The organism is Pseudoblastomonas marina (assembly GCF_014641655.1).
Lineage (GTDB): Bacteria > Pseudomonadota > Alphaproteobacteria > Sphingomonadales > Sphingomonadaceae > Alteriqipengyuania_A > Alteriqipengyuania_A marina.
This window is the reverse complement of record NZ_BMID01000001.1, coordinates 2,207,362-2,228,957: the sequence shown is the minus strand read 5'-3', so window position 1 is coordinate 2,228,957 and position 21,596 is coordinate 2,207,362. Positions and strand designations below refer to the sequence as shown.

The following is a 21,596-nucleotide window of genomic DNA, read 5'->3' as shown; positions in this document are numbered from 1 at the left end:
AACAACGTGCTGTAACATTGTAATGAGCGATTCGACCGACCAGACCTCGACGTTCGGACCCACGCGGGACGAGGGGGAGTTGCGCACCGGCCTCGCCGAGGCGCTGCTCTCGCCCGAGACGCGCGAGGGCATGCTCGCATTGCTGACCGACCTCTGCACTCCGGCCGAACTGCACTCGCTGGCCGAACGCTGGCATGTTGCCCGGCTGCTCGACGCGACCGAGCTATCCTATCGCGACATCTCCGAACGCACCGGGGTCTCGCCGACCACGGTCACGCGGGTGGCGCGCTTCCTCAAGACCGAACCCCACAAGGGCTACCGGATCGCGATCGATGCGCTCGCGGCGAGGGAGGCGCGCAATGTTCGCTGACCGCGACCGGCTCCACATCGCGATCCAGAAATCGGGGCGCCTGTCCGACGACAGCCGCAACCTGCTGAAGAAGGCGGGGTTGCGCGTGCAGAATGGCAAGAACCGCCTGACTGCGCGGGTCGAGAACTTCCCGATCGACCTGATGTTCGTGCGCGACGACGATATCCCGACATTCGTCAATGACGGCGTGTGCGAATTCGGGATCGTCGGCGAGAACGTGCTCGAGGAGTTCGCACTCGGTCGCGAGCGGGTCAAAATCGAGACCGTGTGCAAGCTCGGCTTCGGCCGCTGCTCGCTCAAGCTCGCCGCCCCGGTGGGGCGCGACTTTCCCGGGCCCGCGGCGCTGGCCGGCGAGCGCATCGCAACTTCTTATCCGCGCATCACGCGGGCCTGGCTCGAACGGCAGGGCGTCGATGCCCGGGTGGTCGAGATGACCGGGGCGGTCGAACTCGCGCCCAAGCTCGGGATCGCGAACTACATCTGCGATCTCGTTTCGACCGGCCAGACGCTCGAGGAGAACAACCTCCGCCCGGTGGCCGACGTGCTCGATAGCGAAGCGGTGCTGATCCGCGCGAGCCGCGATTTTCCCGCCGAGGTCGAGACCGTGTCCGACAACTTGCTGACCCGGATCGACGGCGTCCTCGCGAGCACCGGGTCGAAATACATCCTGCTCAACGCGCCCGGCGAGGCGCTGGGCGACATCCAGCGTATCCTGCCCGGCGCGGGCAGCCCGACGGTAACGCCGCTGCACGGCAAGCCGGGCGAATTCGCGGTCCACGCGGTGTGCCAGGAATCGGTCTTCTGGGAGACGTTGCAGGAACTCAAGGAAGCGGGCGGCTCAGCAATCCTCGTCATGCCGATCGAGAAGATGCTGCTGTGATGCAGCGGATCGTCTGGAACGAGGCCGCGGCAGGGGAGCGGCGCAAGGCGCTGGCACGGCCCGACCTGCGCGCCGATGCAACCATGCGTTGGCGCGTCACGGAAATGCTCGACGCGGTGTGCGATCGCGGCTGGGAGGCGGTTTGCGATCTCGCCACGCGGATCGATGCCTCTGCGCCTCGACTGATTGCGGTCGCTCCTGCCGCAGCGCAAGCACGGCGGAGCTTGGGTGCCGAAGCGGTCGCGGCGATCGAACTGGCAGCGGAGAATATCCGCGTGTTTCACGAAGCCTCGCGCCCAAGTGATCTTGCGGTCGAGACCATGCCGGGGCTGACCGTGCGCAAAGTTTGGCGCGCTATCCCCCGCGTCGGACTGTATGTTCCGGGCGGCGAGACCCCACTGTTTTCCAGCCTGCTGATGCAGGCGCTTCCGGCGCGCGCAGCAGGCGTCAAGGACCTGACCGTTGTCACGCCCCCGCGCAAGGATGGCGGGCTCGATCCGGCGCTCGCGCTGGCGGCCGAATTGTCCGGCATTGAGGCGGTGTGGACGATCGGCGGCGCACAGGCGATCGCCGCGCTCGCGTTCGGCGCGGGCAAGATCGCCGCCTGCGACAAGATCTGCGGCCCGGGCAACGCCTGGGTGGCCGAAGCCAAGGCGCAGGTCGCGGCGCGCGGAGTCGCGATCGACCTTCCCGCCGGGCCGAGCGAGCTCATGGTGATCGCCGATGCCGGCGCGGAGGCGCGCGTGGTGGCGGCGGATCTGCTCAGCCAGGCAGAGCACGACGCCAATGCACAGGTGCTGCTGGCGACGCCCTGCGCGAACCTGGCCTCCGCGGTGGAAGCAGAGCTCGAAATCCAGCTCGCCGATCTTCCGCGCGGGAAGCAGGCGCGCGCTGCGATCGCCAATTCGCGCCTCGCGTTGGTGGACAGCCTCGACGAAGCGGTCGCGATCGCCAATGAATATGCACCCGAGCACCTGTCGCTCGCGGTTGCCGACCCCGAGGCGCTGCTCGACCGGATCGCCAATGCCGGGGCGGTGTTCATGGGCTACGACGCAGCCGAGACCTTTGGCGATTACCTCGCCGGGTCGAGCCACGTCCTGCCGACCGATGGCGCGGCGCGCGCCTGGGGCGGGATCTCGGTCTACACCTTCCTCAAGGCGATCAGCGTGCAGCAACTGACCAGTGACCGGGCCGATGCGCTTGCCGCCCCGGCGGCCACGCTTGCCCGCCTCGAAGGGCTCGAAGCCCACGCCCGTGCGGCCGATCTGCGCGGAGAAGCGGCATGAGTGCGCGACAATCCCTCGCCGAGAAACTGGCACGGCCCGAAATCCGCGCGCTCGCCCCGTTCGACATTGCCGAGACCGGGCCCGATCCCGATGCGATCCTGCTCGACAGCAATGAAAGCCCCTTCGCGCCGATGGGGACCGATGTGCCGATCAATCGCTATCCCGAATCGCAGCCACAGGCACTGCGCGCGCGAATGGCGGCGCTATATGGTGTCGAACACGACAACCTCTGGGTCACGCGCGGCGCGGACGATGCGATCGAACTCCTGGTCCGGACTTTCTGCAATCCGGGAGAGGACGCGATCGCGATCAGCTCGCCGACCTTCACCGCCTATGAGCGCTTCGCCGCAGTGCAGGGCGCGCGGGTGCTCGACGTGCCGCTCGACGATGGCTTCGATCTGCGCGCCGATGTGCTGGCCGAGGCGATCCTTGCCGACGGCAAGGTCAAGCTCGCTTTCGTCTGCTCGCCCGCCAACCCGACTGGCAACGTCGTGCCACCTGCAGATATCCTCGCGCTGGCCAAGCGCCTGCCCGACACGATCGTGGTGGCGGACGAGGCTTATGTCGAATTCGCCGGAGTCGAGAGCCTCGCAGGCGAGGCGGCAGGACGCGGGAACCTCGTCGTGCTGCGGACGCTTTCCAAGGCTTTCGGGCTCGCCGGGGCACGGGTCGGCGCGCTGGTGGGACATCCCGATACGGTCGCGATGACCTCGCGCGCTTCGCCGTTCTATCCTTTGCCGGTGCCCTCGATCGAGGCGGCGATGGCCGCGCTCGCGCCTTCGCGCCGCTCGCTGCACGAGCGCCGGATCGCCGAACTGCACGAAGAGCGCGCCCGGCTGGCCAAGGCGCTCGAAGGCGCAGACGGCATCGTTTCGGTGCGCGTCGGCGGCGGCAATTTCCTGTTCCTCGAAGTCGAGGATCCGGCGGCCCTGGCGCGCGAAATGCGCGCGCGCGCGATCCGGGTCCGGTTCCGCCCGCAGGCCGCGCCCGGTGGCGTACGGCTGACCGTCGGTACGCGCGAGGAAAACGACGCGGCACTTGCCGCATTCGGAGTGAGGGATTCGGGCGCGAGGACTCCTTCGCGGCGTGCCGAAATCGTGCGCGAAACCAAGGAGACCAGGGTCGCACTCGCGCTCGACCTCGATGCCGAGGGACCGCGGCGCGTCGCCACCGGCAACCCGTTCTTCGATCACATGCTCGACCAGGTCGCCGCGCATGGCGGCTTCGCGCTCGACCTCACTTGCGAGGGCGATCTCGAGGTCGATGCCCACCACACGGTGGAAGACTGCGCGATCGCGTTGGGCGAAGCGCTGCGCGAGGCGCTCGGCGACAAGCGGGGGATCGGTCGCTACGGCTTCGCGCTGCCGATGGACGAGGCCGAGGCCAAGGTGCTGATCGACCTCTCGGGCCGCCCCTACGCAGTGTGGGAAGGCGAGTTCGCCGCCAGCCATATCGGCGATTATCCGACCGAGATGACGGCCCACGTCTTCCGCAGCCTCGCGGATTCGATGAAGGCCGCGATCCACATCGCCGTCGCGGGCGAGAACGACCACCACAAGACCGAGGGCGCGTTCAAGGCGTTCGGACGCGCGCTGCGACAGGCGATCCGCGCCGAAGGCGATGTGTTGCCTAGCACGAAAGGCCTGCTGTGACGCTTGCCATCGTCGATCTCGATTACGGCAATATCGCCTCGATCCGCCACGCTTTCGCGCGGCTGGGCGTGGACGCTGAAGTGACCGCCGATGCGGACGCATTGCGCGCGGCGGATCGCGTCGTCCTGCCAGGCGTGGGAGCGGCGGGGCACGCGATGGCACGCCTGCGCGAGCGCGACCTGGCCGACACGATCCGCGCGCTCGAATGCCCCGCGCTCGGCATCTGTCTCGGCATGCAATTGCTGTTCGAAAGGACCGACGAAAACGACATCGAATGCCTCGGCCTCATCCCCGGCCGAGTGCGCGCGCTCCAGCCTGCGGCGACCCGTCCAATCCCGCATATGGGCTGGAGCGCGCTTTCCCTTCCCGATCCCGCGGCGGGTCTAGCGGCGGGCGACTACGTCTATTTCGCGCACAGTTTCGCCTGTCCCGATGGCGAGGCGACCGTCGCGCGCGCGGATTACGGCGAGCCGATCCCGGCGGCACTCCGCCAGGGCAATTGGTGGGCCGCGCAATTCCATCCCGAACGTTCCGGCGCGGCCGGGGCGCGATACCTGCAAGCCTTCCTGGAGTGGCAGCCTTGATCCTCTACCCCGCCATGGACCTGATGGACGGTGCCCCGGTGCGCCTCGAAAAGGGCGATTTCTCGGCCCGCACGGATTACGCCGCCGACCCCGCGGAAACGCTTGCCGGTTTCGCGGCGGCGGGCGCGACCTGGGCGCATGTGGTCGATCTCGACGGTGCACGCGCGAAGGAACCGCGCCAGCACCAGCTGATCCGCAAGCTGGCGAAGGACGCGCCGCTCAACCTGCAGGTGGCGGGCGGGTTCCGCACGATCGACGACGTCCGCCGCATGCTCGATGCAGGTGCCGCGCGGGTCGTGATCGGCAGCCTCGCGATCCGCGAACCGCGCACCGTCAACCGCATGCTCGACCTGTTCGGGCCCGAGGAACTGGCGCTCGCGCTCGACATCAAGCTGATCGAGGGCGAGCCGATCGTGGTTACCGCCGGCTGGACCGAAACGAGCGGCGTCACGCTTTATGATGCCGCCGCGCGCTTTCCTGCCGGGTGCCACCTGCTGCTGACCGATGTCGGCCGCGACGGCATGCTCCAGGGTCCCAATTTCGACCTTCTCGAAGAAGCGAGGGCGCGCCTGCCGGGATGGAAGATCCAGGCCTCGGGCGGGGTGGCCACGCTCGACGATCTGCGCGCGCTCAAGACGCACGGCGCGGTCATCGGCAAGGCGCTGTGGGAAGCCCGCTTCGGCCTCGCGGAGGCGCTCGATGCCTGCGCGTAGGATCATCCCCTGCCTCGACGTGAAGGACGGCCGGGTGGTCAAGGGCGTCCAGTTTCGCGACCACCGCGACGTCGGCGACATCGTCGAGAACGCGACCCGCTATTCGGCGGAAGGCGCGGACGAGCTGGTGTTTTACGACATCACCGCCAGCCCCGAGGGGCGCAGCGTCGACACCGCGTGGATCGAACGCGTGAGCAGGGTCATCGACATTCCCTTCGCGGTCGCGGGCGGGATCCGCGACCTCGCCACCGCCGAAGCGGTGCTCGAGGCGGGCGCGGACAAAGTCTCGGTCAATTCGCCCGCGCTCGCGCGGCCCGAGCTGATCGACGAATTGGCCGCCGCCTTCGGTGCGCAATGCGTGGTCATCGGGGTCGATTCGATGCGCGAGGAAGGCGGCTATCGCGTCTGGCGCAATACCGGCGATCCCGAGCGCTCGGACGAGGCGGGCAGGCTCACGCTCGACTGGCTGCGCGAAGCGACCCGGCGCGGGGCGGGCGAAGTGGTGCTCAATTGCATGAGGAAAGACGGTGTGCGCGACGGCTACGATTGCGAACACCTGCAGGAAGTCGTCGCTGCGGTCACAGTCCCGGTGATCGCCAGCGGCGGCGCCGGCGCGCCCCGACATTTCCGCGAGGCGTTCGAACATGGCGCGAGCGGCGCGCTGGCGGCAACGGTCTTCCACGACCGGTTGATCGCGATCCCCGACCTGAAGCAAGACCTGCTGGCAAACGGAATCGAGGTGCGACCATGACCGAAGACCAGCTCGACGAGCTCGCTTGGAACAAGATGGACGGCATGCTTCCCGCGGTGGTGCAGGACGATGCGACCGGACAGGTGCTGATGCTAGGCTATATGGACCGCGCCGCGCTCGAGGCGACGAAGGAGACCCGCAAGGTCACCTTCTTCAGCCGCTCGAAGCAGCGCTTGTGGACCAAGGGCGAGACCAGCGGCAACACGCTCGATCTCGTGTCCGTCATGCCAGATTGCGATAGCGATGCGCTACTGGTGCGGGCCATCCCCAATGGGCCGACCTGCCACCTCGGCACGATCTCCTGTTTCGGCAGCGAGGGCGCAACAGGCCTCGCTTTCCTCGCCCAATTGTCGCGGGTGGTTGCAATGCGGGCCGACGATCCACCGGAAGAGAGCTACACCGCGCAACTCCTGTCCGAAGGCCGAGAGAAGATCGCCCAGAAGATCGGCGAGGAGGGCGTCGAGGTCGCGCTCGCCGCGGTCACCCGCGACGACGAGGGCCTGACCGACGAACTGGCGGACCTCGCCTATCACCTCTCCGTGCTGCTGCAGGCGCGCGGACTGTCATGGGACGATGTCGGGGAACGACTGCGGAAACGTCACGCTGCCGATTGTATCAGATTGCACTGAGAACCCCTCAAATTCCAACTGGAATCAAAGGATGTTTTCACAATCGCGTTGGGGCCGATTGCAGTAGTTTTCCCTCAGATCAACCTATTTCTGCAGATACACGCTCACCCTCCGCATATGAAGTGCGCCATCTATCGGGGAGGCAATGGGAATTCGGCGGCTGGCCGCAGAGGCACGTGGCCAAGGGGTGGATCAGAAACCCAACGAGAGTTGTGCGTCGCGTATCAGCGTTGCGCGATTGATCAGTTCGAAAGCATGAGCACGGTCCCAACCACCCGGAACGATCTCTCGGACCCGCGCGGCACTCAAGAGGCGCGATGTCCGCGTCGGATCCAAGTCGAGACGCTTCGCGATTTCCGAGGTTGCCGCGACCTCTCCGGCACGCTTGGCGACAAGCTCAAGGGGGAACAGCTTTGGATTGATGCCCGTGCTGGCGATTCCGTCCAGCATGCCCGAACTCGTTGCCGAGCAATTCAGCACTTCATAAGCATCGGATTGGCAGATGGTTGATGACAAGCCGCACAAGGAGGGCACCCCCTTGGCAGCCTCTTTTCCGATTAGATATTTCGCGGAACTTTCGTCGATCTGAAGCCGCTTGGCTAACTGATTATCATCTCCCGGCTCGAGCTCTGCCGAAATTCGGCCAAGCGCTACCGCACTCAGGACTTCACCCCAGGGCTTCAGTCTACCCGAGACCAGTCGCATCAGATCATATAGAGCGACCGTCGCAACGTGAGGTGCGGGCTGCTTCAGAGATGTCTCATCGCAGAAGCGATCGGCGGCCTGTTTAGAGAAGAAGTAGCCCGATCCCGGCAGGCTGAGCGCGGTGGGGATGAGGTGCCCCCGTATTACGCATTGCTCGATGGCATATGTCGGAAGCCCGAAACGCGAGGCAACCGATGATGCGCTCACTCGGGTTTTCCACGCTTCAGCGAATGCCAGCAATTCTCGCACCTCGAAAGCGGGAAGCAATCTATTCCCATGAGCGCGATACCTCCGGGTGATCAGTTGCGCTTCCCACGCGGCGCGAAGCGTGTCGTCTTCCAACCCTGAAATCGCAGATGCCTCTCTGAGCCCGACGATCCGATCAAGTTCGTCGCCACAAGTTAGGTGGTTCATGGCCTTGATGCTCGCGTATTCCGCCTCGGCCGCATCGATAGCCGGCTCTGCTCCCAAGGCTGCGTAGCTCTGCATTAGCGGCGGAAGGGTCTGGCCTGTGGGTGATGCACTGAACTCGATGTCATCCAGACCAGTCGGCCAGCTTTGGACGGCCTTGCAAGCTCGATGGAGGCGGATCACCTGCGGGTCACCATCCTCTTCGGTGGAAGGGGCTTTCATGTGCTTCGCTAGCCCCAGGATCACGTCAAGCAGTGCCTGCGGATCAGCCCTCCCGAGATCACTCGGGAGTAAGTCGAAAACTGACGCGCGTTCCTTCTCCGTGCAGCGCACTAGACACGAGATAATCTCGAGTGCTGGCCGCAGTCCCTCGGATACGTTCGACGTCGATCTTTCGGCCAGCCTTCTCCCGCACTCGTCGCAACGATCGACGGGCGTGAGCGTCCTGACCCACCCCTGCGCCTGCGGAGGCTGCGATCGGCACGCATCGCAGTGTTGCAGCAGGATGTCCCAGGTCACCGGACAGAAGGGGAGGAACTTCAGCTCCCAAGCAGCGAGATGATATCCTCGGTCACGAAGGAACGTGGGCGAATATCTCCTTGCACGGCTTTCGATGCTGCCTGCGGGAACGATCATTCCGAAGTATTCCCGGGCTCCGTTCTCCTTTTCGGGATATTGTCTGGCGGCCACCTCTTCGCGCGTGACGCCAAGCGCCTCCGCGAGTGCGCCGATATCGATGTCGGGATCCTCGGAAACTAGCACCCGATTTCGGTGCTTGAGCCCGACTTCCCGCAGGACCGTCCAGCTGTTCGGCGCGCCGGCGAGTTCACAGGCTCGGGCCATGCCGCCTCGCAGGGATTCCCCATCTCTGAAGGAGAAGGAAACCCGGTCCCGATAGAGCAGCCGACGAGGAGCATCGTCTGTCGAACGTTCCCCACGCAGCAGTTCCTGCGAGATATCGGCCAGAGCGAGCATGCGTCAGGCTGCTTCGAGGAGGAGGCGCTCTAGCGGATTGGTATCGCACAGCCCGAGCGAGATCGACCAGTCATCGACTGCGACTACGAGATCGTCGACAGAGATGAAATCGCGGTCGTCGTGGATCGAGATGCGCAGCGCCTGTCTCACCACGCTCATGAGCTGGCCGATGATCCCGTCGCATGCCTGCCAGAGAGCCAGCGCCAGTTCCTCATCGGCGAGGCCGGTCGGTTCGGCAATGATGCCGATCCGGATCATCTCTTCATCGAGCTTTGACAGGAATCCGATCCACAGGTCCCTGTCTTCGTCGACTGCCCAGTCGAGTGCTCCGAGACGACACGGTGCCATGGTCCGCATGAGGAACTCTTGGTCCTTGCTGATCATCTCTTCTGCCTTTTCGGTCCCGAGCAGGACGATCCCCACGTGTCCGCCATTAAGCAGCGTCTTGAGCTCCGCCGTGAGGCGCGGGCCGTAGGCCGATCCCTTGCCTCCCTCGTGCGCTTCATCGATCATGAGGAGATCTGTGCGGGCATGCCGCATCGCCTCGCAGGCGCGATCACGGAGGATTTCGAGGTCCTTTGTCGCCGGGAAGCCTTCGCCGAGGATTTTCAGGATCGCGCGATACATGTCGCTCGGCCCGCCACCACTGCCGAAACTCATGAAGATGACCGGCCGAATTCCTTCCTCGGCCCCTTCGTTAGCCACGTCCACGAAGGTTTCAGCCGCGGTGGTCTTTCCCGTGTGTGGCGGGTCGAAGACACAGATCGCTGTCTGCCTGCGTCCTTTCATTGCACGTCCAAGATCCTGAGCCTCTTGAAAAGTCAGCATGGCTTCGAGCTGGCGGGGATAGGGAAGCCGGATCGTGTTGAATGCCGCGATCGCCCGGGTCGCAGCAGTCGAGCGCATGGCCACCTTCTGGTCGCGCAGCGACCGGAAGGCATCCTTGATCGCCGGAGAGATGGTCAACTGATCAGCTTCAGTGACATCCTTTATTTCGGCCTTTTCGCTTTTCTTGCTCATCACTTCTCCTTCCATGTAAGGCCTCTTCCCGAGGATCGACGCGGCGGCGCCTCTCGCCGCGTTCTCGAGTTCGCTCTGCCGTTTTCATTGCGCGCGCGGACCGGGACACCCCTCTTCTTCGCGCGCTGCATCTCTGCCCACGTCTTGGGCGTCTGTTTCGCCATTTTCCTGGGCCGCGGGGTCATGTCTCCCGCGTCCTTGCGCCGACTTCCCGCAAGGGCATTGTCGATGACGCACGCGTCCGGCTCGAACGGATGGATGTCCTGGGGGTCGGTATCGGTCCGGGTCTCAACAGCGGGGGTGTCCTCGCCTTCCTCGGGCGTGAGTTCGACGTAGCGCCGCAATGACGCCGCCGTCGATTTATCCGCCAAGGCTCGGCCGAGGAGCTTGCGGTTTTTCGCCGACGCTTTCTCGTTCACATTCGAGATCATGTCGAACAGCTTGGCGCGGAAAACCGCCTGCTCCTCCTTAGAGCAGAATTCGTCGGCCTCGATGTTCGCCAGCTCCATGCACTTCTCGTGCAACCAGACGGGAACGCCAGCCATGTCCGGATTGTCGCACTTGAGCGTCACCCACCGCTTGTGTTCGCCGAATGGGATCCAGAGATGGACTACCCCGAGGTCATCCGGATCGAATTTCAGCTTGCCACGTGCGGTGACCTTGCGGTGCGGATTTTGGTTCCTGCGGGGCTGCTTCGGTGTGACGTCTCCTTCGGGAATGGCGCCGCGCTCGAAGAGCCCGACGATCTCACCCATTTCATGGCACGAATACCGGTTGTGCATGAAAACGACCCCGGTCGCGTAGACGGCAGCGTCGAACTTCACGCAGCCCATGTTGCGATCGAACTCGTCGAGATCCGCGATGACATTGGGCGCGCGGGTAGCGGTGGCCTTGCGCCACATCAGGAGGGGTTGCCGGTTCACAGGCCCTTGTGCCTCGTGATGTTGTAGGTGAAGCAGGCCCGGTCGAGCAGTTCCCGCGCCTGCGAGATCGTGCAGAGGATCTGCTTGTCCGGATCGAATCCGAACTTTCGCATCAGGGCGATGTCGTAATTGTGGCTCGGAAGCTTCTTGAAGAGCATCTGGAGGATCGTCCCGATGGTCCTCTCGATGAGACCCTTATGCGTGGGATGCTCCTTCCCGGTGAAGTTGACCTGAATGTAGGCTTCCGCGCACGCGTCCTCGAAATGACGGGAGTGCGCGCCTGCGGAATTGTCGACCTTGATGCGGTCGGGACGTAGTCTGACGAAAGGCAGGTCCGGGAATTTCTCGAGCAGATCAGCGGGAACCTCCTTGATCGAGTTGGCGTGCCTGACGGTGCGCAGCAGGGAGGCACTCGAAGCCGCCTCGGCACAAAGATCCCATCCGACCAATGCCGTCGTGCTGCATTCGGCCATGAGGGTCATCGTTGCCGAACCCATGCCGATGCCGGTGTCGTCATCGACGAGGAAGACGTAGGGAACGGGCGTTTCATCCGCCTCGCATAGCGAACCGAACGACGGTCGCTCGCTGAAGCCACCACCACCGTAGCGCGCGCGCTTTCCCCTCTCGGTAGTCGCGAGGCCGAAAAGCTTCGGGGTGCGCATATCGCGGACCCGGCGCCAGAAGGTGGTGTAGTGAACGGCCTTATAGGGTGTCGACGGCCTGGGATATTCGGCGGCCTTGTCGCCGACGCTCCAGGTTCCGTCCTCACCTTCGACGAGCATCGGACGGTCCAGCGGCTTGCCGTTGCTGACCTTCCACAGGTCGGCCACGTAGCAGTCGTAGAAGCTCTGGATCTGATCCCGGTCATTCGCGAGACAGGCGGACATCATGTGATAGAGGATCAACTCGACCGGGTGTCTGCTGACGATCGAACGCAGGTAGCGACCGGCCATCGACACGCCATCGCGCGGCTTGCGCCTTCCCGGTTCCCCGCGTTCCCGCAGCCATTCGCGAACTGTGGTTGGGTGCGGCTCCCATCCCGTGGGATTTAGCGCAGCAATACCCGGCTGGGAGACCGCGCGGCGGATGACCGGAAACATGGCGTCGTCGGACAGGGAGCCGCAGTTGTCGTCGCAGAAGAGGCTGATCGCGACCCGCAGCGGCGATTTCGCGTCCATCGTCCGGCACTGCTCGGCGTCCAGTTCCATGTTTCGCGCAAGCCGCCGGCTTTCGTTGCTGGAGGGCTTCGAGCGGAAGATGATGCCGTCCTGTGCGAAGATGGCATTCATATCAGCCGTGGTGGGCTTGCGGGGATGTCCGTTATCGTCATCGACCATGAAGTCGGGATAGGAGGCGCCGTAGGGCGCGCGATATGTGACCGCGTGGTCGGGATCGACGCGTTCGAAGTAGTAATCGCGGCCGAGGATCTCGACGGGATCCCCTTTCTCTTGAGGGTAGGCGAGAGGTCTTGTCATGCTGCTATCCCTTCGAATCCCGGCAGCGGTCGCGACGCGACGATCGGCGTGGGACTTAGAATGGTGCGGTCGTGGAATGGCTTATCGAAGTCGACGGTGAACAGTCCGCCAGCGATGAGACGCTCGACGACCGCATTGCCGTGCTTGCGATCATGTTGAGCGACGAGGCTGATCAGGTCGCCCCATCCCATCTGCTGCATCTTCGCTCGGACTGCCTGCGCGCGTGAACTCTCATGGTTGGTCAGTGCCATTGCGCGACGTCCGAAGATGTTGGCGACGTTGTGTTCACGCCATCTCGAACCGCGAATATCCTCGAGGTAGCGGATGGAGAACTCCCAGCCACACCTGCGGACGAATTCCCGAACTCTCGCCAAGCTGACCTTGTCGTCGGTGCTGAGATCGTCCGGAGTGCGTTTGACCTCGACTATCTCGATCCGACCATCGCGGTAGAGGATCGCGAGATCGGGACGATAGGTGAAACGCGGCCCGCCGAATGCGATGTCGAATTTGTAGGGATGGCATTTGAACTGGACGATGTTGCCATCGACTTCGCACTGCATGGCGAGCAGTTCCTCTCCCCTTCCCTCGCCGACTTCCGTCATTCCGGTCTTCACCGACGGCATGCGGAAACGCAGATGGAGACCTCCGCGCGTCACCACTGGTCTCTCCGTCCCGCCGTGGCGGAACACCACGATGTGGCCGAGCGGAGGATTATCGGTCTCGCCAGTGCCGGTCCGAACAAGCCGGCGTCCGTCCGCTGGCTGGGCTTCATCCCGAAGATCGGGGATGGCCTGAGATCTTTGCGGATGGCTGATGGTCACGACACGGACCTCCCGCTGACCGGGGTCCACCGCCAAGGGGAGGTGCGCCGCGAACGCATCGCCGAGATGCTCGGGTGTCGGTTCCATCGCGGCATCGGCGGGATGGAGCGGGCTGAACCAACTCGCGTAGCGGTGAGATCCGCCCGAACGTAGTTCGTGTGCCCATCTTCCGCATTTTTCCGCTCGGCAGATCCGCGATCATGATCGCGCTCTGAATGCTCGCTATCAGCGAACGGGCATTCACCCTTCGGCTTACTCTTGTTCGCCGGTGGTTCGATCTCAATGCTCATACGCACATCTCCCTTAGTGCGTTGGCATTTAGAAAGTGCGTTTCAGAAAAGCAAGGAGATTCGCATTGGCATGTAGAATTTTTGTGTTAACTCGGCAGGTATGGATGAGAAAACGACGTCAGCATCTTCGCTCGCCCACCACTGGCATATGGTGGCAAGCGAGACATGAAAGGCGGCGCATCGGTGTCGCTGCCCAGCTCGCTCCCGGCCACTGATGAAGAGGAGTGGAAGCTACTATCACCTTCCCGGCGCGATCTGGCGCGACGTCGGATCGATGCGATAGAAGGGTGGCGCGACGGGGAACTCGACATTGAAGAGGCATGCCGAACTGCGAACGTGAGCATCAGTCGCTTTTACAGGCTTGCGGCTGCCTGGCGCGACCACCCATCGCTTGGTTCTCTCGCGGTGCGCCGAGGGTCAGGCGCGTCAGCTCGGGCTCGACCGTCCAAAGGGGAGGTCGTGAACGCCCTTCAAGCCGTTGTTGGTAAGGTCGTTCGCGCCCACGCCGATGCGTCTGTCGCCCAGTTGACCCGCCACATGGTCGAAGCAGCTGGAGTTGATCCAACCTCCGCGCCGAGCCCAATGGTCTTGCGCCGTATCGTCGAGACAGAGATTCGGCGCGTCAAGGCTACGGGCGAGGCAGGTCACGCTCTGCGCTTCGATTGTTCGGCTATCAGCGCCCCGCAGGGGGATGGTCGGCCTTGGATCTTGTTCGTCGTTCTCGACGTGGGCACGCGGATGATACTCGGCTGGCATGTCGCGGAGAGCGCCGTAGCGCTCCCAGGCTATCAGCGAGCGGCTCGCGATGCCCTGGCGAAACTTGACGATCTGTCTCCACCGACCTGGGCAAGGCGACTGACCGAGGTGGAAATCAAGTCCGGGCTCGACAAGGAAGCGACTGCCAAGCTTGTCGAGCGCCTTGACGCAGCCATATCCGGCAATGTCCAGCACGCAGACAGCGACGCTCGCTTCGGTCGATATTTTAAGAAGCTGGTGGGCGGCAAGCTTGGTCTCCTCACCCTGACACCGGCAAGGACGTTGCGCGGAGATGCCCTGCCTCCGAACGGGGACATGACCCCTTGGTCGCGTTCGGAGCTTGAGGGCCATTTCGCCATCAGGGCAGCGGAGTATAATGATGAGGTCATGCGAGAGAAGCAGCCTCTAGCTTCCGACGCCTTGAGCGAGATCCCTGCGGAAGTGCTCGAACTCCTTCATATGGTTGCCGAGCCACAATGAATCGCCTCTGACATCGGGCGACCTTGGCTTCGGACTCAGCCTACGGCAATGTCGAAGGAAACCTGGTTGTATCCACAACGACGGTTGTGATCGCTGACGGCCTGGTCGATTGTCGCCATTGCGAAATCTTCACTGATCGCCTCGTCCTGCCGGGAGAGGTTGGCCGCGGAGGTCTTCAACGCCTTCTGGATCTGAAACACGACGCGAATATCCGACAGCGCGCCTCCGAAGGTCTGCGACATGATCCGCTGGAGCGACCGCGGGTGGCTCTTCAAGTCATCGAGGCCATATACGCCCAGTGATGGGCGTGCCTCGTTTAGGTCATGCGGACTTAAAAGCAGTGGCCGGGCCATCGCCTTCGTCGAACGCTTACGAAGCAGATCATCGACCAGGGCCCTGACAGAGGCTGGCCCTGCCGGGTCGAAGGACACACGATGGGCGAGGATGCACTTTTCCGGCAACGCTACAGCCACAAGGACGAGTGGAAAGGTATCGGGTTTCGCCTTCACCACCAACCGCGGCCACATTCGGCCAACCACGATGCGGGGAGCGCCCTCCGCATTCGCAGCCTGGGCTTGGCGCTGGCGTATCCAGTTGTAGATCGTTGGGCGGGACGGTGGCTTGGCTCCGACTTCGACGCAGCGCTGTTCGACGATCGGCGCCACTTTCGTCAGTTGCGCATCAGCGCCGCTTGCCTCGATGACTTCGGTCGCAATCGCCTTGGCACGTGGGTCGATGCCGTAGTTGCGCGTCGCTCTTCCCCGCTTGGTCACTACGAGCATCTTTGCATTCCGGTGTTCGCACCATGCCTTGACCAGCCGCTGAAACTGGTAACGCGTTATCCCGATCGAGCGAGCGAGGCGAATGGCATCCTCGCCGGTCGGAGACGGCAAGCTCAGATACTTGTCTATGGCGGCTAACCTGCGCTTGGCCTCGGGCACGCGCGTCGGCTCGATACCGGCAAAATCCGGTTCAGGCATTTTTCCACTCCTAACTATTACAACTGCAAACTTTGGCTCATTCCACTCCCCTCCACCCCAAGAGGGTTGTCGGGCGTCTGCGACCGCGCGCGTTCACCGCACCTCGGTGCGACGGCCATTGAATGGATCGGAAGGTCCGGTAAGAAGTTCGAATGTCGGCACTTCTTCTTCTCGCAGCCGCAGTCGTGCCGGCCGGCGAGGCTTTCACCTGCACCCCCGAAGCCGTGTGGGACGGCGATGGGCCTGTATGGTGCGAGGAAGGTCCTCGTATCCGGCTCGCCGGCATTGCAGCGCGCGAGCTCGACGGCTCCTGTTCCGATGGTCACCCCTGCCCCGCAGCCGACGCGATGGTGGCGCGCGACGCATTGGTCGACTTGATCGGCCGCCCCACCGGCACCGGGCGCCACGGTCATGTCCTCGTAGCGGGTCCTGCGATGCGATGTGTTTCGACCGGTTCTGCAGGAGGTAACCGGACAGGGGCGTGGTGCACCTCGCCGAAGTCCGGTGATTTATCTTGCGCTATGGTTCGCGGAGCTTGGGCCGCTCGGTGGGACCGGTATTGGGGGAGGCACGAATGTCGCTAAGGGAATGGAGCGATCGGAAGAGCGAAAAGCGCGGTTGGTTGATCCGGCTGGAGTTTGGGCTGGTCGCAACGCTTATGTTCGGATCGCTGGTGATCGCAGTTGCTTCGCTTGCGTGGGCGGCCGCCGCTTCGGCCCATCCCGGAGGTCTCGCGGACGACGGATGTCACAATGATCGCAAGAACGGTGGTCGACATTGCCACCGCGCTCAGGCCCCACAAGCACGGGAGCGTCCGCCAGCAAGCGGGGCTGTAAACTATGCGAATTGCGCCGCGGCGCGTGCTGCGGGGGCAGCACCGGTCAGGAGAGGCGACCCGGGATATGCGAGGCACCTCGATCGCGATGGCGATGGTGTCGGCTGTGAGTAGTTTTCGCCCGCGAGCGGGATGGTCGACGTGAAAGGACTTTGGCGCAGGCTCGCCGAACTCGCATCTACTCCGACAGCGGCAACCCCGCGGCACCCTCCCTCGCAACCCAAGAACCCTACGCGTTGCGCACTCGACTTCTTCTCCGATCGGTTTCTCACCATACGAGATCTTGGCTTTTTCGGGCAGTTTTCCCGCTCGCCGAATGGCCGCTATGTCGTTGGCTGGTCGGATCGCAGTCCGGATGGCAGTAGAGGCGGCCACCGGTATGACGGAGAGGGGCGATGGATCCTGCTCGAGGGCGATCGCCTGATTGCACAAGGCAACCTTCAGCGTCCCCAGGACGGGAAGGTCGCCGACGACGGCACGGTATTGATAAGCGACTGGTTGTTCGGGGATGGGCTCGACGGAGTGCTCGCTGGCTTCTCCAGCGAGGGACGGCAGCTTCTACACCACGCCCTAACGGCCAACATCGACAATCACGCACTCTCTCCTAACGGAAGGATCGCGATCTGCCGGACGCTCAATTCTCCGGGGAGCAGTGATAGCTGCAAGCTGATCCTGTTTGATGTGCATGCGGGACGGGAACTCGCCCGATGGGATCCGGAATCCGTATCCATAGCCGGCTATGAATTCGATACCGATGCTGACCTGGTTCACGTCGTCACGGAGGACGGAGATCGCGCGGGTTATGACTTCACCGGTCGATTGGTGAATGCCACTGAGTGGCAGCGCGCTCGGATTGGACGCGGTGACCTCAACGTGATCAAGTCCGCCATCGAGCAGGCCGGGTCAGATGCTGCGTCCGAAGACATCGCGGCGTTTCTGCAGGGTCTCGCCGTAGCATGCAGCACCGACGCTGATTGGCTTCGTGCAAGAGCCTTTAGAGCAAAGGGCGAACTACTCGAGAAACTGGGTCGCGATGCCGAAGCGTTGGAAGCGTATGACAGCGCGCTGTTGCTTGACCCTCAGGTCGGCGTTTTCAGGCGTGCGGAAAAGTTGCGGCGCGCAGTTGGGGGGGCGTCGAAGACGAAGGCACCGCGCAAGGGACGTCTGGAGAAGCAGGCTGACCGGTTCGGCATGAAGTATGAGGTCATCGAACTTGAAAAGGGCGAAAACAAGCTATGGAGGAGTGCCGCCTTCCGCGAATGGACGTCGATCGAGAATGCCGCGCTAGAGCACTACCTCGATGGAGGGTGGAGTGGGGCCGCAACCGAAGGAGGCTTGATCCTCACGGTTATCAAGGCCGCGTCCTTCGCTAAGCTGGCGGAGCGTAACGCCGATACCTACATCGAGGCGCTGTATGCGCAGAACGTCGCGTTCGATGAGGATCGATATGCCATCGGCGATCTGCTGGCGAACGTCAGGCGAGCGGACATCGGGCAGCTGCGAAGGAACTGGGCTCTGATATCCAAGAGTTCAGGGGAAACCCCTGCATTCTATCCAGGCGTCTGGTGGGATGGCGTGGAAGGCCTCTTCAAGGCGCTCGGCAACGAACGCCTCGCCGCCATTGCGGATCGTTTTTCTTCTGCGCCCTACGACCTGAGGGCGGGCTGGCCGGATCTCACGCTCTGGCGCGGCGACGAGGTTCGGTTCGTCGAGGTCAAAGGCCCCTCTGACTCCATACACGCAAGCCAGGCGCGACTAGTCCGCGATTTGCTCAATCCGTTGGCGCATCACGTGACGCTAGCAGAAATCATACAGGCCACATGACCTTGGAGATGCGTGAACGTGAGAGAAATAAACACTCACTTCTTGTTCTTCCTCCAGGGAAACACCTCATGTTTACGGTCGAGCCAGACAAGGTAGAATACCGATTCCTCGATCACGCCATGCATTCGCGCTGCGTTGCTTCGATCTACTCGGATCTCATGCATTCGGTAGTCCTTCCCGATCGTGTCGGGTCTCGTAAAACGCTTCGCCGGTCGCACTTCGCCTCGATGCGGAGAGCAAAGGCTGGAATTTCGAAGTGTCGTGACATCCATCGTTCGCAGTTTCTCGACGACACCGACGAAGCTCTTGAGATCAGCCTTGTTCCAGCTCGAAAGGCATTCCGTCTCTGCCCTGTAATGGGCGAAACTCACCGTTACCCCTTCATGATCTTCTAATGACCCCAAGGACGGGCGGGGATCTTGCCGGTCGGTGCGCATACGGCCCTTCTCGGAGTTATGCGGCATCCTTGATCTTCTCCCTGTAGAAGCTCTTCATGGCGGTCTTGGGGATGACCCTGTCGCTGGGTGCCAGAGGTGCGAGGCCCTTTCGAGCGGTGTGCCAGGGGCCGCCGGGCTCCTTGGCGAGTTCGTCCAGCTTGAACGGCATGTAGCAGCCATAATCCCTCTGGATGCATTCGAGCATCTCGAGTTTGCTACCCTTGATCGTGCGGCTGTTCTCGATGTCCGGTAGGCTCGCGACATCCATGTGCTCGAAGCGCTCGTAGATCGCGGGAATTATGGGACCTGTGCCCCAGGCTTCGAATTCCTCTTCGAACATTTCGTGTCCGGTGTTCGCCAGATACCACGCCTGCGCGAAGTAAAGGAGCCGGTGGACAACGTCGGTGGTGATGACTTCACCCATCCTTCGGTCGATTCGATTGATAAACCAGTCTGCGACATCGTGGGCATCGATCTTACGGGCCATATCTTCCATCTCTTTGTTTTCCTTTCCAAGATGAACTTCAATCCCGAAATTTCCGTAAAAACGGTCCTCGGTTTATCGATGGCTAGATCCAGGCGTCGCCCAATCGAAAGATGACGAAAGCGCCTGAAGGCTGACCGCCCAGCACGCCGAGCGCGTAGAAGGCGCTACGATTTCCCAAGGCGAGCCCGGTGTCGCCTTCGAGGGAAGCGAACTGCTAGCCGCGTCTTGCGGTCACGGCTCGCAGACGCCTGGCTGTGTGCTAGATGGCGCGAATGGCGGTTTATTTCATTCTGGAAGAGAACGACGCTGATTGGCGAATGAAGATCGGGCGATCACGCAACCCGCAGGGTCGCGGTCGCGCCTTGCAGACCGGAAACTCGCGGCCGCTCAAATTGGTCGGTTGGATTGACGACGGATCCGACGCTGTGACGGAGGCTCGTCTGCATGCCAAGTATGCTTGGGCCAATGTGAATAGAGGTAGCGAGGTCGCGGCGCGGGAATGGTTCTACCTGCAACCGGCCGATATTCTTGCCGATCTCGCACACGCGGGTCGTTTCGGTTTCGTTGCCAAGAACGCGGACGCGTTCGAGATTGTGGGCTACGACCGCGATGCGGTTCCGGAGTATGTCGGTGTCTGGGACTGGGCAGACTTGGAGATCGACGAATGCTGCCCGTTCTGCGGTTGCTTTTGCGGGATGCATTTCCAGGACGCATCCTGGATGTATCACTGCGTGAATTGTGACGCATTGACCGATTTCGAGGGAGGCGGAAACCTTCCCTGATGTGTGAAACGCCGAAGGCGGGACATCGGCGACGTGAGCAGTTGACTGAGTTCGGCGGCCCTGCGAACTTCTCATCTGTTCTAGGCGTTTGGCCGTCACATGCCGATTAGGGTCGTTCTTCCGACGCCAGCGCGCGGCGTTGCGGGCGACGCCCCTCCTGCGCCAATAATCGATTAAGTTTGGCTACGTCGCGCTCGATCCGACGCGTGAGACGCATGAGTTCATCGGTGCGCTGCACCGAAGGCGGTGGATTCTGGTTCAGCCATGCATCCATAGCGTCATGCATGCCATTCGTGAGGGCTGCGGTTCCTCGCACGACCTTGCTGTAATGCGGCTGCGTTATCCCGAGCTGCTTCGCGACCGCATGCTGGGTGAATCGACGTGCCAGGCGCGCGCGCTCCATCTTTTCCAGAAGACTTCTTGCTGCCGAATCGGAATGCATATAATATGCATATATGCATTCTCTATCCCTCTCAACCGACCAGATCGTCTACGCGTTGAAAGAAGAGGCATTCCTCGAATTGCGCTTGCCTCCCGCGTCCACCGGGGTCGGCATTTCGGACTTGCGATGGGGAATGCATGACCATCCCAAGACGCCGGCCTACTGGGCGGCGCAATCCTGGATGTGGGGGCTGGAGGCGCCAAGGCATTACAAGCTCGGTAAGTCCTTGGAGGACGAATTGGTCGCTTGCCTTCTGGGGGGCTACGGCATCCCCGCCGAAGTCGGTATCGCCGCTTACGAGCGCATTAGATCCGAATGCGATGGACGTTACGAGGCCCTGGCGGATGAGGGCTTTGTGCTGGATCTGCTGAGCAGGCCGCTCGAGGTCAGGGGGCGGAAGGTGCGTTACAGGTTCGCGCGGCAGAAGGCGCACTTCCTGGCATCTTCGTTTCAGGCTCTGCCGGAGATCGACCAGGGTCTTCCCGATCGTGCTCTGCGCGACGGGATCATGACCCTCAAGGGAATTGGCCCTAAGACGGCGTCGTGGGTCGTGCGCAACTGGCGGGACAGCGACCTGGTCGCCATCCTCGATATCCATATCGTTCGCGCCTGCGAACATATGGGCCTCTTCGAGCCCGGCTGGAGGGTGGAGCGCCACTATCTAGCCATGGAGGAAGCATTCCTCGCCTTTGCAGAGGTGATCGGAGCGCGCCCCTCGCTGCTCGATTCGGTCATGTGGAACGTCATGCGTGAACTGGCCAGGCAGCCAGTCATCGATCGCAGGCTGGAACCGACAGCCGATCTTCCTCTCTTTGCTTCGGTCAACTGAGTATTCCGCTGAAATGAACATGTTCGCGGTTGACGCGCGTGCACACCGGACATCATTCTTCCTTTCAAGGGAGAAGTATAATGTCTGGAAGAGGGCCGGATTCGGGAACGGATCACAATCGCAATTCGATCGGCAGCGGTGGCTCACCTGGTAGCGGATCCGGAGCGGGTGGGGGCTCCGATGCTGACGACTGCATCTTCGTCCAGACCGCGCCTCTCTCCAGTCCGGTCCCAGCCGTCGTTTCGGGCTTGAAGGTCGG

Annotated in this window: 23 protein-coding genes; 14 read left to right on the top strand and 9 right to left on the bottom strand. The window is 62.8% G+C overall.

The genetic code is table 11. From position 1 onward, the window contains the following. The first annotated feature begins 22 nt into the window (after positions 1–22). From IEW49_RS10875 to hisIE, 8 genes are read left to right on the top strand one after another with little or no spacing between them, the layout of a single operon-like run. Entirely contained in the window at positions 23–370 is a 348-nt protein-coding gene (locus tag IEW49_RS10875) for a YerC/YecD family TrpR-related protein (RefSeq protein ID WP_188642672.1), read from the top strand. Then, a complete protein-coding gene (gene hisG, locus IEW49_RS10870; RefSeq protein WP_188642671.1) occupies positions 360–1,250 on the top strand; it encodes an ATP phosphoribosyltransferase in 891 nt (296 codons plus the stop codon). The genes IEW49_RS10875 and hisG overlap by 11 nt, the downstream gene beginning before the upstream one ends. Continuing rightward, a complete protein-coding gene (hisD, locus tag IEW49_RS10865) occupies positions 1,250–2,536 on the top strand; it encodes a histidinol dehydrogenase (protein WP_188642670.1) in 1,287 nt (428 codons plus the stop codon). The genes hisG and hisD overlap by 1 nt, the downstream gene beginning before the upstream one ends. Continuing rightward, complete coding sequence (gene hisC, locus IEW49_RS10860) at positions 2,533–4,188, top strand: histidinol-phosphate transaminase (protein WP_188642669.1); 1,656 nt, start codon at positions 2,533–2,535, stop codon at positions 4,186–4,188. The genes hisD and hisC overlap by 4 nt, the downstream gene beginning before the upstream one ends. After that, positions 4,185–4,772 (top strand): imidazole glycerol phosphate synthase subunit HisH, encoded by a 588-nt coding sequence (gene hisH, locus IEW49_RS10855; protein WP_188642668.1) that lies wholly within the window; start codon positions 4,185–4,187, stop codon positions 4,770–4,772. The genes hisC and hisH overlap by 4 nt, the downstream gene beginning before the upstream one ends. Beyond that, positions 4,760–5,485, top strand: coding sequence for a 1-(5-phosphoribosyl)-5-[(5-phosphoribosylamino)methylideneamino]imidazole-4-carboxamide isomerase (locus IEW49_RS10850; RefSeq protein ID WP_229658170.1), 726 nt, complete (start codon positions 4,760–4,762; stop codon positions 5,483–5,485). The genes hisH and IEW49_RS10850 overlap by 13 nt, the downstream gene beginning before the upstream one ends. Then, a complete protein-coding gene (hisF, locus tag IEW49_RS10845) occupies positions 5,472–6,236 on the top strand; it encodes an imidazole glycerol phosphate synthase subunit HisF (RefSeq protein ID WP_188642667.1) in 765 nt (254 codons plus the stop codon). Before IEW49_RS10850 ends, hisF begins: the two co-directional genes overlap by 14 nt. After that, positions 6,233–6,865 carry a bifunctional phosphoribosyl-AMP cyclohydrolase/phosphoribosyl-ATP diphosphatase HisIE gene (gene hisIE / locus IEW49_RS10840; protein WP_188642666.1) on the top strand — a complete coding sequence of 211 codons (633 nt, stop codon included), beginning with the start codon at positions 6,233–6,235 and terminating at the stop codon, positions 6,863–6,865. Before hisF ends, hisIE begins: the two co-directional genes overlap by 4 nt. A gap of 192 nt (positions 6,866–7,057) precedes the next feature. On the opposite strand, the gene IEW49_RS10835 is transcribed toward hisIE, so the two are convergent. The 5 genes from IEW49_RS10835 to IEW49_RS10815 are packed head-to-tail and all read right to left on the bottom strand — an operon-like array spanning position 7,058 to position 13,282. Beyond that, the gene (locus IEW49_RS10835; protein WP_188642665.1) at positions 7,058–8,956 is read right to left on the bottom strand and encodes a hypothetical protein; all 1,899 of its coding nucleotides are present in this window, start codon (positions 8,954–8,956) and stop codon (positions 7,058–7,060) included. Between the two features lie 3 nt (positions 8,957–8,959). Further along, complete coding sequence (locus IEW49_RS10830; RefSeq protein ID WP_188642664.1) at positions 8,960–9,976, bottom strand: TniB family NTP-binding protein; 1,017 nt, start codon at positions 9,974–9,976, stop codon at positions 8,960–8,962. After that, complete coding sequence (locus IEW49_RS10825) at positions 9,976–10,899, bottom strand: hypothetical protein (protein WP_188642663.1); 924 nt, start codon at positions 10,897–10,899, stop codon at positions 9,976–9,978. Before IEW49_RS10825 ends, IEW49_RS10830 begins: the two co-directional genes overlap by 1 nt. Continuing rightward, on the bottom strand, positions 10,896–12,374 hold the full coding sequence (locus IEW49_RS10820) for a TnsB C-terminal domain-containing protein (RefSeq protein ID WP_188642662.1): 1,479 nt from the start codon (positions 12,372–12,374) through the stop codon (positions 10,896–10,898). The genes IEW49_RS10825 and IEW49_RS10820 overlap by 4 nt, the downstream gene beginning before the upstream one ends. Next, positions 12,371–13,282: a hypothetical protein gene (locus IEW49_RS10815; protein ID WP_188642661.1), complete on the bottom strand. Its 912-nt coding sequence runs from the start codon at positions 13,280–13,282 to the stop codon at positions 12,371–12,373. Before IEW49_RS10815 ends, IEW49_RS10820 begins: the two co-directional genes overlap by 4 nt. A 662-nt stretch (positions 13,283–13,944) precedes the next feature. Between IEW49_RS10815 and IEW49_RS10810 the strand changes: the two genes are divergently transcribed. Continuing rightward, complete coding sequence (locus IEW49_RS10810; protein ID WP_188642660.1) at positions 13,945–14,721, top strand: hypothetical protein; 777 nt, start codon at positions 13,945–13,947, stop codon at positions 14,719–14,721. A 35-nt stretch (positions 14,722–14,756) separates the two neighbouring features. Here the strand turns inward: IEW49_RS10810 and IEW49_RS10805 are convergent, their stop codons facing one another. Beyond that, positions 14,757–15,701 (bottom strand): hypothetical protein, encoded by a 945-nt coding sequence (locus IEW49_RS10805; protein WP_188642659.1) that lies wholly within the window; start codon positions 15,699–15,701, stop codon positions 14,757–14,759. A 152-nt stretch (positions 15,702–15,853) separates the two neighbouring features. Here IEW49_RS10805 and IEW49_RS13120 point away from each other — a divergent pair, with 152 nt between their 5' ends. Genes IEW49_RS13120 through IEW49_RS10795 form a run of 3 tightly spaced genes read left to right on the top strand, consistent with a single transcriptional unit; the run spans position 15,854 to position 18,360 of the window. Next, on the top strand, positions 15,854–16,285 hold the full coding sequence (locus IEW49_RS13120) for a hypothetical protein (RefSeq protein ID WP_229658169.1): 432 nt from the start codon (positions 15,854–15,856) through the stop codon (positions 16,283–16,285). Further along, a complete protein-coding gene (locus IEW49_RS10800; RefSeq protein ID WP_308419701.1) occupies positions 16,276–16,650 on the top strand; it encodes an excalibur calcium-binding domain-containing protein in 375 nt (124 codons plus the stop codon). The genes IEW49_RS13120 and IEW49_RS10800 overlap by 10 nt, the downstream gene beginning before the upstream one ends. Before the next feature lie 18 nt (positions 16,651–16,668). After that, positions 16,669–18,360, top strand: a complete 1,692-nt coding sequence (locus IEW49_RS10795; RefSeq protein ID WP_188642658.1) for a VRR-NUC domain-containing protein — start codon at positions 16,669–16,671, stop codon at positions 18,358–18,360. 35 nt (positions 18,361–18,395) lie between these two features. Here the strand turns inward: IEW49_RS10795 and IEW49_RS10790 are convergent, their stop codons facing one another. Both IEW49_RS10790 and IEW49_RS10785 read right to left on the bottom strand, forming a co-directional pair. Beyond that, the gene (locus tag IEW49_RS10790; protein WP_188642657.1) at positions 18,396–18,824 is read right to left on the bottom strand and encodes a hypothetical protein; all 429 of its coding nucleotides are present in this window, start codon (positions 18,822–18,824) and stop codon (positions 18,396–18,398) included. Then, positions 18,814–19,293: a Panacea domain-containing protein gene (locus IEW49_RS10785; protein ID WP_188642656.1), complete on the bottom strand. Its 480-nt coding sequence runs from the start codon at positions 19,291–19,293 to the stop codon at positions 18,814–18,816. Before IEW49_RS10785 ends, IEW49_RS10790 begins: the two co-directional genes overlap by 11 nt. 263 nt (positions 19,294–19,556) lie before the next feature. Here IEW49_RS10785 and IEW49_RS10780 point away from each other — a divergent pair, with 263 nt between their 5' ends. Next, positions 19,557–20,066: a GIY-YIG nuclease family protein gene (locus IEW49_RS10780; RefSeq protein ID WP_188642655.1), complete on the top strand. Its 510-nt coding sequence runs from the start codon at positions 19,557–19,559 to the stop codon at positions 20,064–20,066. Between the two features lie 106 nt (positions 20,067–20,172). On the opposite strand, the gene IEW49_RS10775 is transcribed toward IEW49_RS10780, so the two are convergent. Beyond that, positions 20,173–20,508, bottom strand: a complete 336-nt coding sequence (locus IEW49_RS10775; RefSeq protein ID WP_188642654.1) for a helix-turn-helix domain-containing protein — start codon at positions 20,506–20,508, stop codon at positions 20,173–20,175. A 13-nt stretch (positions 20,509–20,521) separates the two neighbouring features. Between IEW49_RS10775 and IEW49_RS10770 the strand changes: the two genes are divergently transcribed. Then, complete coding sequence (locus tag IEW49_RS10770) at positions 20,522–21,337, top strand: 8-oxoguanine DNA glycosylase (protein ID WP_188642653.1); 816 nt, start codon at positions 20,522–20,524, stop codon at positions 21,335–21,337. The last annotated feature ends 259 nt before the right edge of the window (positions 21,338–21,596 follow it).